At 74.6% G+C, this 16,877-nt stretch carries 17 protein-coding genes; 6 read left to right on the forward strand and 11 right to left on the reverse strand.

Features of this window, described 5'->3' with window-relative positions:
- Window positions 1-16: 16 nt before the first annotated feature.
- Entirely contained in the window at window positions 17-871 is an 855-nt protein-coding gene (locus ABZ861_RS26975; RefSeq protein ID WP_361635302.1) for a hypothetical protein, read from the reverse strand.
- A 146-nt stretch (window positions 872-1,017) separates the two neighbouring features.
- Between ABZ861_RS26975 and ABZ861_RS26980 the strand changes: the two genes are divergently transcribed.
- Window positions 1,018-1,167 (forward strand): hypothetical protein, encoded by a 150-nt coding sequence (locus tag ABZ861_RS26980; RefSeq protein WP_361635330.1) that lies wholly within the window; start codon window positions 1,018-1,020, stop codon window positions 1,165-1,167.
- A gap of 23 nt (window positions 1,168-1,190) precedes the next feature.
- On the opposite strand, the gene ABZ861_RS26985 is transcribed toward ABZ861_RS26980, so the two are convergent.
- From ABZ861_RS26985 to ABZ861_RS27030, 10 genes are all read right to left on the reverse strand, one after another.
- A complete protein-coding gene (locus ABZ861_RS26985; protein WP_361635305.1) occupies window positions 1,191-1,616 on the reverse strand; it encodes an NUDIX hydrolase in 426 nt (141 codons plus the stop codon).
- Window positions 1,617-1,671: 55 nt separating this feature from the next.
- Window positions 1,672-2,733: a CHAD domain-containing protein gene (locus tag ABZ861_RS26990; RefSeq protein WP_361635307.1), complete on the reverse strand. Its 1,062-nt coding sequence runs from the start codon at window positions 2,731-2,733 to the stop codon at window positions 1,672-1,674.
- Between the two features lie 40 nt (window positions 2,734-2,773).
- A complete protein-coding gene (locus ABZ861_RS26995; RefSeq protein WP_361635075.1) occupies window positions 2,774-5,125 on the reverse strand; it encodes an RNA degradosome polyphosphate kinase in 2,352 nt (783 codons plus the stop codon).
- Between the two features lie 375 nt (window positions 5,126-5,500).
- Window positions 5,501-6,421, reverse strand: coding sequence for a mycothiol synthase (gene mshD, locus ABZ861_RS27000; RefSeq protein ID WP_361635078.1), 921 nt, complete (start codon window positions 6,419-6,421; stop codon window positions 5,501-5,503).
- Window positions 6,418-7,899, reverse strand: a complete 1,482-nt coding sequence (locus ABZ861_RS27005) for a HAMP domain-containing sensor histidine kinase (protein WP_361635081.1) — start codon at window positions 7,897-7,899, stop codon at window positions 6,418-6,420. The genes mshD and ABZ861_RS27005 overlap by 4 nt, the downstream gene beginning before the upstream one ends.
- Window positions 7,896-8,642, reverse strand: coding sequence for a response regulator transcription factor (locus ABZ861_RS27010; protein WP_361635084.1), 747 nt, complete (start codon window positions 8,640-8,642; stop codon window positions 7,896-7,898). The genes ABZ861_RS27005 and ABZ861_RS27010 overlap by 4 nt, the downstream gene beginning before the upstream one ends.
- A 141-nt stretch (window positions 8,643-8,783) precedes the next feature.
- Window positions 8,784-9,017: a hypothetical protein gene (locus ABZ861_RS27015; protein ID WP_361635087.1), complete on the reverse strand. Its 234-nt coding sequence runs from the start codon at window positions 9,015-9,017 to the stop codon at window positions 8,784-8,786.
- Between the two features lie 188 nt (window positions 9,018-9,205).
- Window positions 9,206-10,318, reverse strand: coding sequence for a trypsin-like peptidase domain-containing protein (locus ABZ861_RS27020; protein ID WP_361635090.1), 1,113 nt, complete (start codon window positions 10,316-10,318; stop codon window positions 9,206-9,208).
- Between the two features lie 98 nt (window positions 10,319-10,416).
- A complete protein-coding gene (locus ABZ861_RS27025; RefSeq protein ID WP_361635093.1) occupies window positions 10,417-11,439 on the reverse strand; it encodes a LacI family DNA-binding transcriptional regulator in 1,023 nt (340 codons plus the stop codon).
- A gap of 193 nt (window positions 11,440-11,632) precedes the next feature.
- Entirely contained in the window at window positions 11,633-12,496 is an 864-nt protein-coding gene (locus tag ABZ861_RS27030; protein WP_361635100.1) for a response regulator transcription factor, read from the reverse strand.
- Between the two features lie 280 nt (window positions 12,497-12,776).
- Between ABZ861_RS27030 and ABZ861_RS27035 the strand changes: the two genes are divergently transcribed.
- From ABZ861_RS27035 to ABZ861_RS27055, 5 genes are all read left to right on the forward strand, one after another.
- Window positions 12,777-13,682 (forward strand): alpha/beta hydrolase, encoded by a 906-nt coding sequence (locus ABZ861_RS27035; RefSeq protein WP_361635103.1) that lies wholly within the window; start codon window positions 12,777-12,779, stop codon window positions 13,680-13,682.
- Window positions 13,683-13,725: 43 nt separating this feature from the next.
- Window positions 13,726-13,980, forward strand: a complete 255-nt coding sequence (locus ABZ861_RS27040; protein WP_361635310.1) for a MoaD/ThiS family protein — start codon at window positions 13,726-13,728, stop codon at window positions 13,978-13,980.
- Window positions 13,981-13,983: 3 nt separating this feature from the next.
- On the forward strand, window positions 13,984-15,474 hold the full coding sequence (locus tag ABZ861_RS27045) for a hypothetical protein (RefSeq protein WP_361635106.1): 1,491 nt from the start codon (window positions 13,984-13,986) through the stop codon (window positions 15,472-15,474).
- Between the two features lie 348 nt (window positions 15,475-15,822).
- A complete protein-coding gene (locus ABZ861_RS27050) occupies window positions 15,823-16,548 on the forward strand; it encodes a DUF2993 domain-containing protein (RefSeq protein ID WP_361635109.1) in 726 nt (241 codons plus the stop codon).
- 182 nt (window positions 16,549-16,730) lie between these two features.
- On the forward strand, window positions 16,731-16,811 hold the full coding sequence (locus ABZ861_RS27055) for an Ms5788A family Cys-rich leader peptide (protein ID WP_351055874.1): 81 nt from the start codon (window positions 16,731-16,733) through the stop codon (window positions 16,809-16,811).
- The last annotated feature ends 66 nt before the right edge of the window (window positions 16,812-16,877 follow it).

Consider the following 16,877-nt stretch of genomic DNA (forward strand, 5'->3'; position numbering starts at 1 on the left):
GCATGGCACGGACGGGCTAGTCCGGCTCGGCGACGCGCCCGGCGTAGATGTCCCCGGCGCGCGGCAGCGGCACGGTCACCGGGGTCCCGAACGCGAACAGCAGCGTCGTGGAGGAGACGGCCACGGCGCCCTTGCGCCGGCCGTTGACGAAGCTGAAGCGCTGCCGGAGCTTGCGCAGGCGGCCCTGGTCGTCGAGATAGGCGTCGAAGGGGACCTCGGCGGTGGCGAACCCTCTCGCCGCCGCCGTCAGCGAGGCCCGCAGCGCCGCCCCGCCGGCCGCCGGGACGCTGCGCGCGGCCAGCGCGAGATCCGCGACGCCCCGGAAGTGCCGCACCGCGACCCCGGCGACCTCCTCCCGGCCCGCGTACGTCGCCGTACGCGTCCCGCGCAGCACCTCGGCCGCGGTGAGCGGGTCGGTGGCCCCGCCGGTGACCAGGCTGCCGTCCGAGACCGTCGCCGTCTCCACCCGCACCCACTTGTCAGCGGGCACGCCCGCTCCCCGGTTCTTCATGAACAGCGCGCCCGGGGAGAGCAGTTCGGTGATCGGCAGGCGCCCGGGGGCGTCGGCGGGGTCCTGCGGCAGGATCAGCGTCAGCCGGCCGCGCTGACGGCGGTAGTCGTAGGCGCCCTCGCCGCGGATGGTCACCCGGGTCCCGCCCGAGGCCGTCTCCATCGCCGTACGCGCCTGGGACGTGCCCGCCGCGACCAGGGCGTCGGCGGCCCGGCGCATCGTCCGCACCGGGTCGGCGGCGGATTCCCCGGTGTGCGCGTCCGCCGCCACGCTGGCGCTGGAGCACCCCGTGGCGCACGCGCAGACCAGGAGGCCCGCCGCGAGCACCGCGCCGCCCGTCTGCCGCCGCTGCTCCGCCATCGCCTGCCTGCCCCCAGTCGCTCTGTCCGTCACGGGCGCCCTGTCGTCACTGTCTCAACGACGGGTGGACAGCGCCGTCACGCGTGCGGGGGCGGCCGTCGGGGGCCGCGGGCCGCCGTTCACCCGGCGTGGGTAACGTCCTCTCCGTGGCGCAACAGGACCGGGAGCATCGCACGACCACCGTCGAGCAGGGCCGCTTCTGCGTGGCCCGCTGCACCTGCGGCTGGCGCGGACCGGCCCGCCGGGCGCGCAGCCAGGCGCGCACGGACGCGGAGCGGCATGCGGAGGACGGCTGAACGGCCCTCCTCGGCCCGGCTGTTCAGGCGAGGCGCAGCACGACGAGCAGTTCGCCGACCAGGTCGCGGTCGCGGAACTGGGTGAGGCGGTCGCGGGCTTCGGCCGGCGGCAGCCACCGCAGGCGGTCCACCTCCTTGTTGGGGACGAAGCGGCCGCCGGACGCCTCGGCCGCCCAGTAACGCACCTGCTTCGCGCGGCCGCCCGCCATGTAGGCGAGGGTGCTCAGCTCGGCGCCGGGCGACGCCGTGTACCCGGTCTCCTCCGCCACCTCCCGCAGCGCGCCCGCGAGCGGGTCCTCGCCGCGCTTGAGCTTGCCCTTCGGCCAGGACCAGTCGTCGTACTTGGGCCGGTGCACCAAGCAGAGTTCGAGGGCGCCGTCCACCGGCGAGCGGCGCCACAGCACGCAGCCGGCCGCCTGCACGACGCGAGCGGCCGTCCGCTCCGCCAGCCGGTCGCCCGGACCCGGCGTTTGACGCGAGAATGCCACCGCGGCTCACCGCCTCCTAGTGGGCGCCCACCGGTCGTCTCAGCCAGGCCCGCTGGAAGGCGAACCGGGCCGCCTCCACCTCGTGCCGCTGGTCGGCGTGCAGCACGCCGAGCGCGTACGCCGTCGCCGGGGCGATGCGGGGCGTGCGGGCGGCCGAGGCCGCCTCGGCCGCCGCCTCGGCGGCGTCGCGGTGCCGGTCGAGGGCCTGGCCGGCCGCGGTCAGCCGGGCCTCCTCCTCGGCCGCCGTCGCCGCGCGCACGTCCCCCAGGGCCTCGCGGGCGTACCGGTGCAGACGCAGCAGCAGCCGGACCTGGTGCCAGGGGGCGTCCTGCGGGTGCGGGGAGAGGTCGGGGGACAGGCCGTGGATCAGCGCCTGGGCGTTGTAGGGGCTGCCCGCGGCGGCCAGCGGCAGCGCGGCCGCGGCGTCGGTGAGCCGCTCCTCGGCCGCGGCGGCCGGCAGCCGCGGGTCCAGGGCGGCGGCGGCCGGAGCGAGGGGGACCGCGCTGGCCAGCACGGCGACCTTGTCGGCCACGGCGTGGAAGCGGCTGGAGCCCAGTGCTTCCAGGGCGGTGGAGTGGGCGCGGGTGCGGGCGAGGGTGAGCCGCCGGTCGAGCAGGGCCCCCGCCTTCGCCGCGCCCACGGTCAGGGGGCCGCGCTCCGGCGCGGGCGGGCGGTCCGGGCGGCCGTCCGCGCCGGGCGCCGTGCGCTGCGCCGGGGGCGCCGTGCCCGGCGCGCGGCCCCCGGCGGCGTCCGCCGCCCGGGGGGAGAGCCGGTGCACGGCCTGCAACAGCCGCTCCAGGCGTGCCTGGCAGGCGTGCTCCCGGGCCAGGGTGCCCGACAGCCAGGCCAGTTCGGGGCGCAGCTCCTCCGCCCAGCTCTCCTCCAGGAGCGGGCGGAAGGTGTGCAGGCTGGCGCTGATGCGGCGGGCCGAGCGGCGCATGGCGCGCGCCGCGGCGGCGGAGTCCTCGGCGCCGCCGCCGCTCTCGCGGTGCTGGCGCAGGGCGCGCAGGAACTGCGTCGCCTGGGCCCGCAGATAGCCCGCGAGGGCGTCGGCGGTGGGGGCGTCCTCCGGCTCCAGGAGCCGGGGGGCGGGTCCGGCGGCCGCGGGGTCCGCCGGGTCAAGGTGTCGCTGTGCCACGCCGGCGCCTCCGGGCGTCGATGAACGTCTCCTGGATGTTGCGCAGCGGCTGGCCGTCCGCGTCGGTCGCGTGCCGGGTCCACTCGCCGTCCGGGCCGAGGTGCCAGGACGAGGTGCCGTCGGACATGCCGGTCTCCAGCATCCTGTTGAGCGAGGCCCGGTGGCCGGGGTCGGTCACCCGGACCAGGGCCTCGATCCGGCGGTCGAGGTTGCGGTGCATCATGTCGGCGCTGCCGATCCACACCTCGGACTCGCCGCCGTTGCCGAAGGCGAAGACCCGGGAGTGCTCCAGGAAGCGGCCGAGGATGGAGCGCACGCGGACGTTGTCCGACAGTCCCGGCACGCCGGGGCGCAGGGCGCAGATGCCGCGCACCCACACGTCGACCGGCACGCCCGCCTGGGAGGCGGCGTACAGGGCGTCGACGACGGCCTCGTCCACCATGGAGTTGACCTTGATGCGGATCGAGGCGGGCCGTCCGGCGCGGTGGTGCTGGACCTCCTTGTTGATCCGCGAGATCAGGCCGTCGCGCAGGGACTTGGGCGCGACGAGCAGCCGCCGGTAGGTCTCGCGGCGGGAGTAGCCGGAGAGGCGGTTGAACAGGTCGGAGAGGTCGGCGCCGACCTGCGGGTCCGCGGTGAGCAGGCCGAGGTCCTCGTAGAGCCGGGCCGTCTTCGGGTGGTAGTTGCCGGTGCCGACGTGGCTGTAGCGCCGCAGGGTGTCGTCGCCCTCCTGGCGGACGACCAGCGACAGCTTGCAGTGCGTCTTCAGGCCGACGAGGCCGTAGACCACGTGGCAGCCGGCCTCCTCCAGCTTGCGCGCCCACTTGATGTTGGCGTGCTCGTCGAAACGGGCCTTGATCTCGACCAGCACCAGGACCTGCTTGCCGGACTCGGCAGCGTCGATCAGCGCGTCCACTATGGGCGAGTCGCCCGAGGTCCGGTACAGGGTCTGCTTGATGGCGAGCACGTCCGGGTCGGCGGCGGCCTGCTCCAGGAACGCCTGCACCGAGGTGGAGAACGAGTCGTAGGGGTGGTGCAGCAGCACGTCCCGGTTGCGCAGCGCGGCGAAGATGTCCGGCGGGGAGGCCGACTCGACCTCGGCGAGGTCGCGGTGGGTGCCGGCGATGAACTTGGGGTACTTCAGCTCGGGCCGGTCCAGGCCGTGGATGCGGAACAGGCCGGTGAGGTCCAGCGGGCCGGGCAGCGGGTAGACCTCGGCCTCGCTGATCTTCAGCTCGCGCACCAGCAGGTCGAGTACCTCGCGGTCGACGGACTCCTCCACCTCCAGGCGCACCGGCGGCCCGAAGCGGCGCCGCATGAGCTCCTTCTCCAGTGCCTGGAGCAGGTTCTCGGCGTCGTCCTCCTCGACCTCCAGGTCCTCGTTGCGGGTGAGCCGGAAGGTGTGGTGCTCCAGCACCTCCATGCCCGGGAACAGCTCCTCCAGGTGCGCCGCTATGACGTCCTCCAGCGGGACGTAGCGGCCCGGGGAGCTCTCCAGGAAGCGGGAGAGCAGCGGCGGCACCTTGACCCGGGCGAAGTGCCGGTGGCCGGTGACGGGGTTGCGCACCACGACGGCCAGGTTCAGCGAGAGGCCCGAGATGTACGGGAAGGGGTGCGCGGGGTCGACCGCCAGCGGGGTCAGCACGGGGAAGATGCGCTGGCGGAAGAGGGTGAACAGGCGGGCCTGCTCCTTCTCCGTCAGCTCGCTCCAGCGGACCAGGTGGATGCCCTCCTCCGCGAGCGCGGGGGCGACGTCCTCGTGGTAGCAGGCCGCGTGCCGGGCCATCAGCTCGCGGGAGCGGGCCCAGATCATCTCCAGCACCTCGCGGGGCTGCAAGCCGGAGGCGGAGCGGGTGGCGACGCCGGTGGCGATGCGGCGCTTGAGACCGGCCACCCGGACCATGAAGAACTCGTCCAGGTTGCTGGCGAAGATCGCGAGGAAGTTGGCCCGCTCCAGCAGGGGCGTGTTCGGGTCCTCGGCCAGCTCCAGGACCCGCTCGTTGAAGGCGAGCCAGCTCCGCTCCCGGTCGAGGAAGCGGCCGTGCGGCAAGCGCTGCCCCTCGGCGTCGGTCTCCTCGTAGACGTCCAGGTCGGAGTCGAGGTCGGGGTCCAGGTCGGAGACGGCCGCCGCGACGGTGTGCGCGCGGTGGGCGGCGAGGGAGCCCACGGAGGGCTGGGGGTGCGGCTGCGCTGCGGCCTGGATGTCTGACTGGCTCATGAACCCATTCTTCCGCGCAGAGGGGAAGACAGGCGCGTCGGAATGCGCGGGCGGCAGCGCGGCTCCGGCCCCCTCGTCAGGGGGCGGGGTGGGCTCTGGCACAGCGGGCGTCATTGAACGAGGGTCGCAAGGCCGTCTGAATCACCGGTTACGGAGACATGGCGTGCGGGATAGCGGGGGGAGTCCCGCAGGGGTCACGGCCCTCCCGCACCCCCGGGCGCGCGGGCCTCGCACCGGCCCGCGGGTGCCGCACGCGGGGGCCGTCGCCTCTGCCGTACGCGGGGGCCGTACGCCCTTGCCGACGGCCCCGGCGCACGGCGGCAGGGCTTACGGCGCCCCCCGGCGCACGGCGGACGGTGACCGGGCTTACCGGACCCCCGGTTCACGGCGGCCCGGTATACGGCCCTGCGGCGCACGGGCGGCCCGGCTCACGGCTCACGGCCCCCGGCTCCCAGCCGACCCGCCCCCGGCGCCCCGACCGCCCGGGGATCACGTCTCCGTGCGGTACATGAGGTCCGTCTCATATGTCGTGAAGCCGAGGCGTTCGTAGACCGAGACGGCCGCCTTGTTGTCGGCGTCGACGTAGAGCATCGCGGTGGGCAGGCCCCGGGCGGCGAGGTGGCGCAGGCCGGTCACGGTGAGGGCGCGGCCGAGGCCGCCGCCCTGCGCGCCGGGGCGCACCCCGAGGACGTAGACCTCGCCCAGGCGCTCCTCGGCGTGGACCTTGGTCCAGTGGAAGCCGACCAGCCGCCCCTCGCGCTCGGCGAGGAAGAACCCGCTCGGGTCGAACCACGCCGCGGCCTCGCGGTCGTCGAGGTCACGCTGGGTGAGCGAGCCCTGCTCGGGGTGGTGGGCGAACGCCTCCGCGTTCACGGCGAGCCACGCCGCGTCGTCATGGCCGGGGACGAAGGCCCGCAGCGTCACGCCCTCGGGCAGCGCCGGCTCGGACAGGTCCAGGCCGGTCAGCGGCCGCCGCATCTGCCGCAGCTCACGGAACAGCGTCAGCCCGAGGACCTGCGCGAGGTGCCGGGCGGCGGGGTGCCCGCCGTGCGCCCACACCCGCAGCCGCTTGCCCGAGGCGGCCAGCAGGGCCGCGCCGAGCGCCCGCCCGTGCCCGTGCCCGCGGTGGGCGGGGTGCACGACCAGCTCGGCGGCGGGCGCCTCCACCGGGTCGGTGTCCTCCAGTTGCGCGTAGCCGACCAGAGCGCCGTTGACGCTGAGCAGCAGGTGGGACACGCCGGCGCGGGCGCCCCCGCCGAGCAGGAGCCGGCCCTGCTCGGAGACCGCCTGCCGGCCGTCGGCGCGGGCGGCCTCCGCCAGCAGGCCGAGCACGGCGTCGGCCCGGTCCGGGGCCAGCTCGGCGAGGGTCTCCAGGGAGCGGGCGATCGGGTGGGTGTCGTCGCTGGTCATGGCTCCGAGCGTACAGAGCCGTCCGGGACGGCACCCGGAGTCTCCGGCGGCGGGGTCGGGGCGCCGGGCAGGAGGACCCGCACCACCGTGCCGCCGCCGTCGGCCGGCGCGAGGGCGACCTCGCCGCCCGCCTGCTGGACGGTGCGGTCGACGATGGACAGCCCCAGGCCCGATCCGGGCAGCGCGCGGGCGCTCGGGGAGCGCCAGAACCGGTCGAAGACGTGCGGGAGTTCGTCGGCGGAGATGCCGGGGCCGTGGTCGCGCACCGTGAGGACGCCCTGCTCCAGGACGACCTCGACGGCGCCGCCCTCCGGGCTGAACTTCACCGCGTTGTCCAGGATGTTGACGATCGCCCGTTCCAGCGCGGAGGGTTCGGCCCGGACGTACCAGGGGTCCACGTGCGCGGTGATGGTCAGCTCCGGGCCGCGCAGCCGGGCGCGGCGCAGCGCCGCCTCGACGGTGTCCTGGAGGGCGATCACCTGGGGGCGTTCGCCGCGCTGCCCCTCCGAGCGGGACAGCTCCTGGAGGTCGCCGATGAGCGAGGCGAGTTCGGTCATCTGGGCCTTGACGGAGGCCAGCAGCGCCTTGCGGTCCGCGTCGGGCAGCGGGCGGCCGGTCTCCTCGCTGCGGCTGAGGAGTTCGATGTTGGTGCGCAGCGAGGTCAGCGGCGTGCGCAGTTCGTGGCCGGCGTCGGCGATCAGTTGCTGCTGGAGGTCGCGGGAGCTGGCCAGGGCGGAGGTCATGGAGTTGAACGAGCGCGACAGCCGGGCGATCTCGTCCTCGCTGTCGTCCTCCACCGGGATCCGGACGGCCAGGTCCTCGGTGCGGGCCACGTGCTCCACGGCCTCGGTGAGCCGGTCGACGGGGCGCAGTCCGGCGCGGGCGACCGCGAGACCCGCGACGCCGGCGCCGAAGACGCCTATGCCGGAGACGACGAGGAGCAGCAGCGCCAGGTCGTCGAGGGTCTTCTCGGTGTCCTTCAGGGACAGCCCGAGCATGAAGGCGATGCCGGGATAGGCGGGGGAGCCGGGGCCGTCGGTCGGCACGGCGACCAGCAGCACCCGGACGTTGTTGCCCTGGGCGTCGGTGGTGGTGTGCAGGGTGCGGTTGTGCCGGTCGGGGTCGGCGGCGACCGCCCGGTCCAGGGAGGTGACCTTGATGACGCCCGGCGCGTGGCTGTCCACGCAGAACTTGCCCTGCTCGGTGATCAGTTGCACGTACAGGTAGGAGCGCTGCACCTCGCCCGCGGCTCTGCTCGCGCTCTGCGTGCAGTCCGCGGCCAGCTTCGTCGCCGTGCCGGGGGTGACCCGGGCGTAGCTCTGGAGCCGGCTGTCGATCTCCTCGTCGAGCCTGCCCCGCACGATGAACCAGCAGGCGACCGAGACCGCCGCGACCGCGAACGCCACCGCCGCCGCGACCAGCAGCGCGAGCCGGGAGCGGATCGGCAGGGCGTGGTACCGGCGCACGACCTTGTTCACTCCGCGCCGCCCTGGCGCAGGACGTACCCCACTCCGCGCACGGTGTGCACCAGGCGCGGCTCGCCGCCTGCCTCGGTCTTGCGGCGCAGGTACATCACATAGACGTCCAGCGAGTTGGAGGAGGGCTCGAAGTCGAATCCCCAGACCGCCTTCAGGATCTGCTCCCGGGTGAGCACCTGGCGCGGATGCGCAAGGAACATCTCCAGCAGCGTGAACTCGGTCCGGGTCAGCTCCACTTGGCGTCCGCCGCGGGTGACCTCGCGGGTGGCGAGGTCCATGCGCAGGTCGGCGAAGGTGAGTGCGTCGCCCTCGTCGGCGGCGCCCGGCACGGCTCCCGTATAAGAGCTGCGGCGCAGCAGGGCCCGGATCCGGGCGAACAGCTCGTCCAGTTCGAAGGGCTTGACGAGGTAGTCGTCCGCCCCGGCGTCCAGGCCGGTGACCCGGTCGCCGACCGTGTCGCGGGCCGTCAGCATCAGGATCGGGGTGGTGTCGCCGCCGCCGCGGATGCGGCGGGCGGCCGTCAGACCGTCCATGCGGGGCATCTGGATGTCCAGCACGACCAGGTCCGGGCGGTAGGCGGCCGACTTCTCCAGGGCGTCCGCGCCGTCCACGGCGACCTCCGTCTCGTAGCCCTCGAAGGCGAGGCTCCGCTGAAGGGCTTCGCGCACCGCCGGTTCGTCGTCGACGATCAGGATGCGCTGAGGGTCGCGTTCGCGGTCGCGGTCGCCGTCGGCGGGGCTCATCGTCTGCTGTTCCTCGGATCGCTCGGTTTCCTCGGCCCGTTCGGCGCCGGGCGGGACGGTCTCAGACTCGCACGTCCGGCGCCCGCCCGGTGCGGAACACGGCCCGCTCAGCACGGCTGAGTGACGCGCGTGCCGGGTCGTTCACGCCGCCACCGCGGTCAGCCGGCGCAGCGGCACCTTGTGGCGGTGCGTCCGCGCGGCGGGCATGCGCAGGCCCATGAGCTGGGGCACCGCGACCAGTCCGGCCGGGGTCCGGTTCGCCGGGTTGCCGGCGGGGGTGTGGAGTTCCTTGGCGACGGACAGGGGGAGCGCGAGGCCCGAGGCGAGGGTCACGTCTACGGTGTCGGCCTTCTCGTGCACAACGTGCTGGATCATGGCGTACTCCCTTGCTCGTGCGGTGCTGTGTGCGTCTGCTCGTGCGGTGCTGTGTGCGTCGCTGTCGTGCTGCGTGGTGCGGTCCTGCCTGGGGGAGAGTCGGTGTCGGGGTGCGGCCTCGTGTCGGGGTGCGGGCCGTGTCCGGGGGACGTCGGGGCGGCCGGGCGCGTCTGGGGCCGGGGCCGGGATCAGCTCTGGGCGCCGGAGCGCAGCTTGCCCAGGTCCGCCTTGACGGTGTCGACCGGGATGGCGAACCCGAGGCCCACGCTGCCCTCCGCGCTGGAGGAGCCCGAGGAGGCGGCGGAGGCGGAGTACATCGCCGAGTTGATGCCGATGACGTTCCCGCCGGCGTCGATCAGGGCGCCCCCGGAGTTGCCCGGGTTCAGGGACGCGTCGGTCTGGATGGCCTTGTAGGTGGTGGTGGAGGCGCCCGTGTCGCCGTTGAAGTGCCGGCCGCCGAACTGGAACGGCCACTGGCCTTCGCCCTGGCTCTGCTGGCCCTGGCTCTCGCCGGTGGACACGGTCACGTCCCGGTTCAGCGCGGAGACGATGCCGCTGGTGACGGTGCCGGTCAGGCCCTCGGGGGACCCGATGGCGACCACTTGGTCGCCGACCGCCACGCCGTCGGAGTCCCCGAGGGACGCCGCCTTCAGGCCGGACGCGCCGCTCAGCCTGACCAGGGCGAGGTCCTTGCCGCTGTCGGCGCCGACGAGGCGGGCGGTGTAGGACCTGCCGTCGCTGGTCCGCGCCTTGATCGAGGAGGCGCCGGCTATCACGTGGTTGTTGGTGACGACCTCGCCGCCGCTGCTGACGATCACCCCGGCGCCGGTGGAGACGCCGTTGGCGAGCGTGGCGGTGATCTCCACCACGCTCGGGCTGACCGCCTTGGCGATCGAGGCGGTGCTGCCCCGCTGGCTGGAGGGCACCACGTTCGCGGCGGGCCCGGCGGAGGAGGTGTCGTGGCCGCTCAGCTCCTGGAAGGCGTACGCGGTGGCGCCGCCCACGACCGCCGCGGCGAGGGCCACGGCGGCCAGCAGCGCCAGCGGGCCCATGGCGCGCTTCGGGGCGGTTCCGCCCCGGTGGGCGCCGTGACCGGGAGCGGGCTGCCCGCCCTCGTCCGCGTACGGGGGCTGCCCGCCGCCGTAGGGAGCGGCCGGGGAGTGGGCCGGCGGGTAGGCGGGCGGCGGGGGCCACTCGGGGTGCGCCGGAGAGGAGGCGTACTGCTGCCGGTGCGCGAAGCCCTCGGCTCCGTCACCCTGGGGGTCCTCGTGCGCGCCGCTGCGGCGGAAGCTCTCGGTCATGTCATGAAGAGTGTCCCGTGATCATGAAAGCTTGGTGAGGCTGCGCTGAGAAGCCCGACAGAACCTCGTATGCCCGATATAAGAGCCGGGCCCGCGGGCTACGCGCAGCCGCAGGATCTGCGGACGACCAGCCGGGACGGGAACACCTTCAGCCGCTCCCGCCGCGAGCCGACGACCCGCAGCCCGTCGTCGAGCACCAGGTCCACGGCCGCCTGGGCCATCGCCGACCGGTCGGAGGCGACCGTGGTCAGCGGCGGATCGGCCAGCGCCGCCTCCTTGATGTCGTCGAACGCGGCCACCGCCAGCTCGTCCGGCACGTCGATGCGCAGCTCCCGGGCGGCCCGCAGCAGCCCGATCGCCTGGTCGTCCGTGGAGCAGAAGACCGCCGGGGGCCGGTCGGACCGGGCGAGGACCTCCAGGCCGACCCGGTAGGCGTCGTAACGGTTGTACGGCGCCTCGAACAGGCGGCCCTCGGTCGGCAGCCCGGCCTCGGCCATCGCGCGCCGCCATCCCTCGACGTGGTCGGAGACCGGGTCGCCGACGGCCGGGGTCTCGGCCATGCCGCCCATGCAGGCCACGTACTCGTAGCCGTGCTCCAGGAGGTGCCGCACGGCGAGCTGGGCGCCGCCGAGGTCGTCGGTGACCACGGCCACGTCGTCGAGGGCCTCGGGCCGCTCGTGCAGCAGCACCACCCGGGCGTCCCAGGCGTCTATCTCGGCGGCCGCCGAGTCGTTGAGCGCGTGCGAGACCAGGATGAGCCCGGAGACGCGCATGCCGAGGAACGCGCGCAGATAGTGCACCTCGCGTTCGCTGACGTAGTCGGAGTTGCCGACGAGCACCATCTTGCCGCGCTCGGCCGCGGCCCACTCCACCGCGTGGGCCATCTCGCCGAAGAACGGCTGCCGCGCGTCCGGGACGATCAGCCCTATCAGGTCGGTGCGCCGGGAGGCCATCGCCTGAGCGACCCGGTCGGGCCGGTACCCCAGTTCCTTGATCGCGCCGAGAACGCGCTCGCGCGTGGCCGGGGCGACCGGCCGGGGTCCGTTGTTGATGACGTAACTGACCACGGCGGTGGAAGTCCCCGCCAGTCTCGCGACGTCATCCCGAGTCACCTTGCCCACGCGCGGAGTCTACGCGGATGGACCCGCTCCGGTAGGCCCCTCTTCAGACCCGTGCGCAGGGCTGTATTCAGCCCTGTACGCAGGCCCGTCCTCGTTCCCCGGACGACCGTCGGCGATCTCAGCCGGCCGACCGCGTAGGCGCACTCGCCGGCGCGTGCGTCGGCGCGTCCGCCGACGCCGGTCCGCGGGACCGTCAGCGGCGTCCGGCGGCGCCGCTCCGCGAGGACGTCCCGGCGCGCTCCCGCGCCGTCGCCGGGGCGTCCTCGGCGTCGTCGCGGGCGGCCGGGTCGGCGCCGGCGTCCCGGGCGGCGGCCTGGCCCCGGGACTCGTCGTCGGCGCGGCTCTCCGACCTCTCGGGCCTCTCGGGCTTCTCGGACCGCTCCGGCTTCTCCGGCGTGACGAAGCGGTAGCCGACGTTGCGCACGGTCCCGATCAGCGACTCGTGCTCGGGGCCGAGCTTGGCCCGCAGCCGCCGTACGTGCACGTCGACCGTGCGGGTGCCGCCGAAGTAGTCGTAGCCCCAGACCTCTTGCAGGAGCTGGGCGCGGGTGAAGACCCGGCCCGGGTGCTGCGCGAGGTACTTCAGCAGCTCGAACTCCTTGAAGGTGAGGTCCAGCACCCGCCCCTTGAGCTTGGCGCTGTAGGTCGCCTCGTCCACGGAGAGGTCGCCGTTGCGGATCTCCATGGGGGAGTCGTCGTGGACGAGCTGCAAGCGGCCCATGGCCAGCCGCAGCCGCGCCTCGACCTCGGCCGGACCCGCGGTGTCCAGCAGCACGTCGTCGACGCCCCAGTCGGCGGTCACGGCGGCGAGGCCGCCCTCGGTCACCACGAGGATCAGCGGGCAGCCCGGACCGGTGGAGCGCAGGAGCTGGCACAGGCTGCGCACCTGGGGCAGGTCGCGCCGCCCGTCGACGAGGATGGCGTCGGCGCCCGGCGTGTCGACGAGGGCGGGGCCCTCGGCCGGCGCCACGCGCACGTTGTGCAGCAGCAGCCCGAGGGCGGGCAGCACCTCGGCCGACGGCTGGAGGGCGTTGGTCAGGAGCAACAGAGAGCTCATCGGACTCCACCTGCCCGGATCGTCGTGTGGTCGTGCACGGTTCGCTCGTCCATGGCGTCTGGTTCCTCCTCGGTCCCTGCGAGGACGTGTGCGGCACTGCGTCGTCACGTGTTCGGCGGTGCGGATCCCGCGCTCCGGGACCCGCCGCGGCCGCGGTGGCCGCTGCGCGACCGGGCGGCCGTATACCCGCGTTCTCCCGCGTCATATACAGCGTGCCCGAAAGCACGAAAGGACCCGGGGGCGTCGCTGCCCGAGTCCTCTGCGCAGCACAATAGCCGACATGAGCACGGATTCGGCAGGTCATGTGGCGCGGACGACGGTCGTGCCGAGGTCCGGGACGCCTCCGCGGACCCCGGTCAGGAGGCTGTTGCGCACGGCGGACGGCGTGTCGATCGACGCTCTGTACGCGCCGGGGACGGCCGGGCACGCGGCGGATCAGGCCGTGACGCACACGGGTGACGTGTTCGTGATCGCGCACGGTTTCACCGGTGATCTGGACCGGCCGCACGTGCGCCGGGCGGCGCGGGCGTTCGCCCGGCACGGCGCGGTCGTGACGTTCTCCTTCCGCGGCCACGGCGCCTCGGGCGGCCGCTCCACGGTCGGCGACCGGGAGGTGCTGGACCTGGCGGCGGCGGTGGCCTGGGCCCGCAGCCTCGGGCACGCCCGCGTGATCACCGTCGGCTTCTCCATGGGCGGCTCGGTGGCGGTGCGGCACGCGGCCCTGTACGGCCCGCACGGAACCGACCGGGACGGCGGCACGGATCTCGGTTCCCGCGGCGCCGAGCGCGCGCGGGCGCGCACCGACGCCGTGGTCTCGGTGAGCGGCCCGGCCCGCTGGTACTACCGCGGCACGGCCCCCATGCGCCGCGTGCACTGGCTCGTCATGCGTCCTGAGGGCCGCCTGCTGAGCCGCTACGGGCTGCGCACCCGCATCCACGACCGCGACTGGGACCCCGTGCCGCTCTCCCCGGTCGAGGCGGCGCCGCGCATAGCGCCCACGCCGCTGCTGGTCGTGCACGGCGACCGGGACGCCTACTTCCCGCTGGACCACCCCCGGACGCTGGCCGCGGCCGCCGGTGAACACGGCGAACTCTGGCTGGAGCCCGGCATGGGCCACGCCGAGAACGCCGCTCCCGACGAGCTGCTGCACCGCATCGCGCGCTGGGCTCTCGCACAAGCGGGCTAGCCTGGCCCTGTTCGATGCCGAGTGAAGTGACATGAGGGACGGGATGGCCAAGGTCACGGTGCGCTACTGGGCGGCGGCGAAGGCCGCGGCCGGCGTCGCCGAGGAGCCGTACGAGGCGCCGACGCTCGCCGAGGCGCTCGCCGCGGTGCGCGCACGGCACCCCGGCGAGCTGGCCAGGGTGCTGCGCCGCTGCTCGTTCCTCATCGACGGCGACCCGGTGGGAATGCGCGCGCATGAGACGGTACGGCTGACCGAGGGCGGCACGGTCGAGGTGCTCCCCCCGTTCGCAGGAGGGTGAGCGATGACCGACCGGCCGTACGAGGAGGCCCCGCCCGCGGGTCCGTACGACGACCCGCACCAGGGCAGCGACCCGTACCGGGGCCACAACCCGTACGCGCAGCCCCAGCGGTACGACCAGCACGATCAGGGGCAGGCAGGGGCGCAGGGGCAGGAGCAGGGGCAAGTGCAGGGCCAGGAGGCGCCGCCTCAGCAGCCCCAGCCGTATCAGCAGCCCCAGCAGCCCCAGGGGCAGTCGCAGCCCCACCAGCAGCCCCAGCCGTACCCGGAGGCGTGGCCTGGGCAGCAGCAGGCGTACGCGGAGCCCGCGGACCAGCAGCCGTACACACAGCGCTGGCAGGGGCAGACCTGGGACACCCAGACCCACGCGGAGCCGGTCGCCCCGCCCGTCGCCGCGCCTGAACCGGCCGCTCAGACGGCCTACCTGCCCCCGGTCGCCCAAGGCCCCGCCGAAGCGGCCCCTCCCTTCGTCCCGGACCAGGCCCCGGCGCAGCAGCCCTACGCACAGGGACAGCCCTACGCCCAGGGACAGCCCTACGCCCAAGGGCAGCCTCAAGCCCAGCCCCCGGCCCCGGCAACGGGCCATGCGGCGGCGAGCCACGCGGCGGCGTCCGCGCCTCCCCCGGCCCCCGCGGGCCACGCTCCGGCTCCGGCTCCGGCGGCGGCCCCGCCCGCCCCTGGCGGACCCGCCGGGGACGAGCCCGCCTACGGTCCCGCCACCCTCGGCGGCAACACCCGCGTCACCGACGCGCAGCGGGCCCGCGCGGAGGGCCGTTCGCCGATCATCGAGCCGGGGATGCAGCCCGCCGCGCTCACCGCGCTGCTCGGGCTGCTGCTGGCCGGTGCGGCGGAGGTCGGCACGTACGCGCTGCTCGTGCCGCTGGTGGTGCTTCAGGCGGTGACGGCGGCGGGCTGGTTCCGGCTGAACGGCATGTGGCCCGCCCGGCAGGGCATCGCCCTCGGGTTCGCCGGCGCGCTCGTCTCGGACGCCGCGGTGCTGGGCGCGGGCCGGGAGCACGCGCCCGCGGCGATCCTGGGCACGCTCGGCGTGTGGGTGCTGCTCTCGCTGGTGGTGCAGCTCCGCTCCCACGCCGACCCGGACGAGCGGATGTACGGGCTGATGGCGACCGTCGCCGCGGCGGCGCTGGCGATCCTCGCGACCGGGTATCTGGCGGGCGGCGCCGACGCGGTCGCCCTCGGCGCGGCGGCGGTCGCGGTGGCCGTCCTCGCACGGGCGCTGCCGCTGCCCGGGGCGGCCTCGGTGGCCGTCGCGCTGCTGGCGGCGGCGGGCACGGGCCTCGCGGTCGGCCAGATGACGGGGCTGGGCGGGAAGGGCGCGCTGCTCGGCGCGGGCGCCGGAGCGTGCGCGCTGATCGGGCACCGCGCGGCCGCCTACGACTACCCCTCGCGTTTCGTCCACTTCACGGCCGGAGTCGCCCTGCCGCTGTCGGCGGCGGCGCCCGCGGTGTGGGTGCTGGGCCGGGTCCTGGGATAGCAGAGGCCGGACCCGCCGGGCCAGGGACAGGACCGGCCAGGTCCGCCGGGCCCGGGGACGGAACCGGCCGCCCTCACCCGGGGTCACCCGGGGCTCTGGGAAGGACCGGCCGCGTCCCCCCGGCCCCAGGGAAGGACCGGCCGGATCCCCCAACCCCCGGGAAAGGACCGGCCGCCCCCGGCCCCTGGTCCCCCCGGCCCCGGGATAAGACCGGCGGAATCCGTCGGATCCGGTCGGTCCTTGTCACAGCCGATCGACAAAACGACGGCCGGGCTCGCCGGGAGGGTTACGCTCGCGCCTGGGCGGCCGGTCGGCCGCGCCGGACCGTCGAGGTGGGGAAAAGACCGGATGCGCGCGCTGCGGGTACTGCTGATCGTCGCCGTGGTCCTCGGTGTGCTGTTCGTGGTCGTGGACCGGGTGGCGGTGCACTTCGCCGAGGACAAGGCCGCCGAGAGGATCAAGAGCACCGAGAACCTGGCGAGCAAGCCCGACGTGTCCATCAAGGGCTTCCCGTTCCTCACGCAGGTCGCGAGCGGCGAGCTGGACGACGTCCAGGTCGGCATCAAGGACCTGGAGGCCGACACCGGCGACGGCGCGCAGAAGATCCGCGTCGACGGCCTCACGGCCGACATGAAGGGCGTGCGGTTCTCCGGCGACTACAGCTCCGCCGTCGCCGACAGGGCCGCCGGCCAGGCGACCGTCGCCTACGCCGAGCTGCTGAAGACGGCGAAGGCGCAGCCCACGGACGTGGGCCTCGGGATCACCGCCCGGGTGGTGAGCCTGGCGGACGGCGGCCACGGCAAGATAAAGATCGGCGTGCAGTTCTCCGTCCTGCGCAAGCCGCTGTACGTGCTCAGCTCGGTCACCGTCCGGTACGGCAAGCTCCGGATCGCGGCGGAGGGCCTGCCCCAGCTTCTCGGGTTCGACCTCCCCGCGGACCGCGTCCGGTCCATCACCGACTTCCAGCAGGCCATCGACCGGCTGCCCGGCGGCATCCGGCTGGACGCGGTGCGCGCGGTGAAGGGCGGGGTGGAGATCACCATGAAGGGCTCGAAGGTGCGGCTCGCCGGCTAGGCGTACGGCGTCCGACTGATGAGACTCGCCGTCCGCCGTGTGAGGACGACGGCGCGCGGCGGGGGGCCGGGAGCGTCGGGGAACGGCCGGGCGTGTGTCATCGTCCCGCATCGCGGATGATCGTGTCTCATGATGTGACACCCCGGTGACATGGCCACTCGTTTCTCCCTACGATCGAGACTATGAGGCGACAGGCGGATCTCACGAAGCGGCGGGCAGTGGACCTGTGCCGCGTTGCCGCCATGCTCTGTCGCCCCTTCTGAGCGGGAGCCCCGGGCCCCGCGTCTCTCCACGCCCCGTGTCAGGGGCTTTCGTGCGCCGCTCGCGCT

The sequence above is a fragment of the Streptomyces sp. NPDC046985 genome (assembly GCF_040644415.1).
In the GTDB taxonomy this organism is placed as follows: Bacteria; Actinomycetota; Actinomycetes; order Streptomycetales; family Streptomycetaceae; genus Streptomyces.

Excerpts from the sequence above, each read along its gene's own strand:
- ABZ861_RS27010 (WP_361635084.1), bottom strand. The coding sequence starts at position 8,642 with ATGAGCCCCGCCGACGGCGACCGCGACCGCGAACGCGACCCTCAGCGC.
- ABZ861_RS27050 (WP_361635109.1), top strand. The coding sequence starts at position 15,823 with ATGCGCGCGCTGCGGGTACTGCTGATCGTCGCCGTGGTCCTCGGTGTG.
- ABZ861_RS27015 (WP_361635087.1), bottom strand. The coding sequence starts at position 9,017 with ATGATCCAGCACGTTGTGCACGAGAAGGCCGACACCGTAGACGTGACC.
- ABZ861_RS27040 (WP_361635310.1), top strand. The coding sequence starts at position 13,726 with ATGGCCAAGGTCACGGTGCGCTACTGGGCGGCGGCGAAGGCCGCGGCC.
- ABZ861_RS27030 (WP_361635100.1), bottom strand. The coding sequence starts at position 12,496 with ATGAGCTCTCTGTTGCTCCTGACCAACGCCCTCCAGCCGTCGGCCGAG.
- ABZ861_RS27035 (WP_361635103.1), top strand. The coding sequence starts at position 12,777 with ATGAGCACGGATTCGGCAGGTCATGTGGCGCGGACGACGGTCGTGCCG.
- ABZ861_RS27020 (WP_361635090.1), bottom strand. The coding sequence starts at position 10,318 with ATGACCGAGAGCTTCCGCCGCAGCGGCGCGCACGAGGACCCCCAGGGT.
- ABZ861_RS27045 (WP_361635106.1), top strand. The coding sequence starts at position 13,984 with ATGACCGACCGGCCGTACGAGGAGGCCCCGCCCGCGGGTCCGTACGAC.
- ABZ861_RS26975 (WP_361635302.1), bottom strand. The coding sequence starts at position 871 with ATGGCGGAGCAGCGGCGGCAGACGGGCGGCGCGGTGCTCGCGGCGGGC.
- ABZ861_RS27055 (WP_351055874.1), top strand. The coding sequence starts at position 16,731 with ATGAGGCGACAGGCGGATCTCACGAAGCGGCGGGCAGTGGACCTGTGC.
- ABZ861_RS26995 (WP_361635075.1), bottom strand. The coding sequence starts at position 5,125 with ATGACGCCCGCTGTGCCAGAGCCCACCCCGCCCCCTGACGAGGGGGCC.
- mshD (WP_361635078.1), bottom strand. The coding sequence starts at position 6,421 with ATGACCAGCGACGACACCCACCCGATCGCCCGCTCCCTGGAGACCCTC.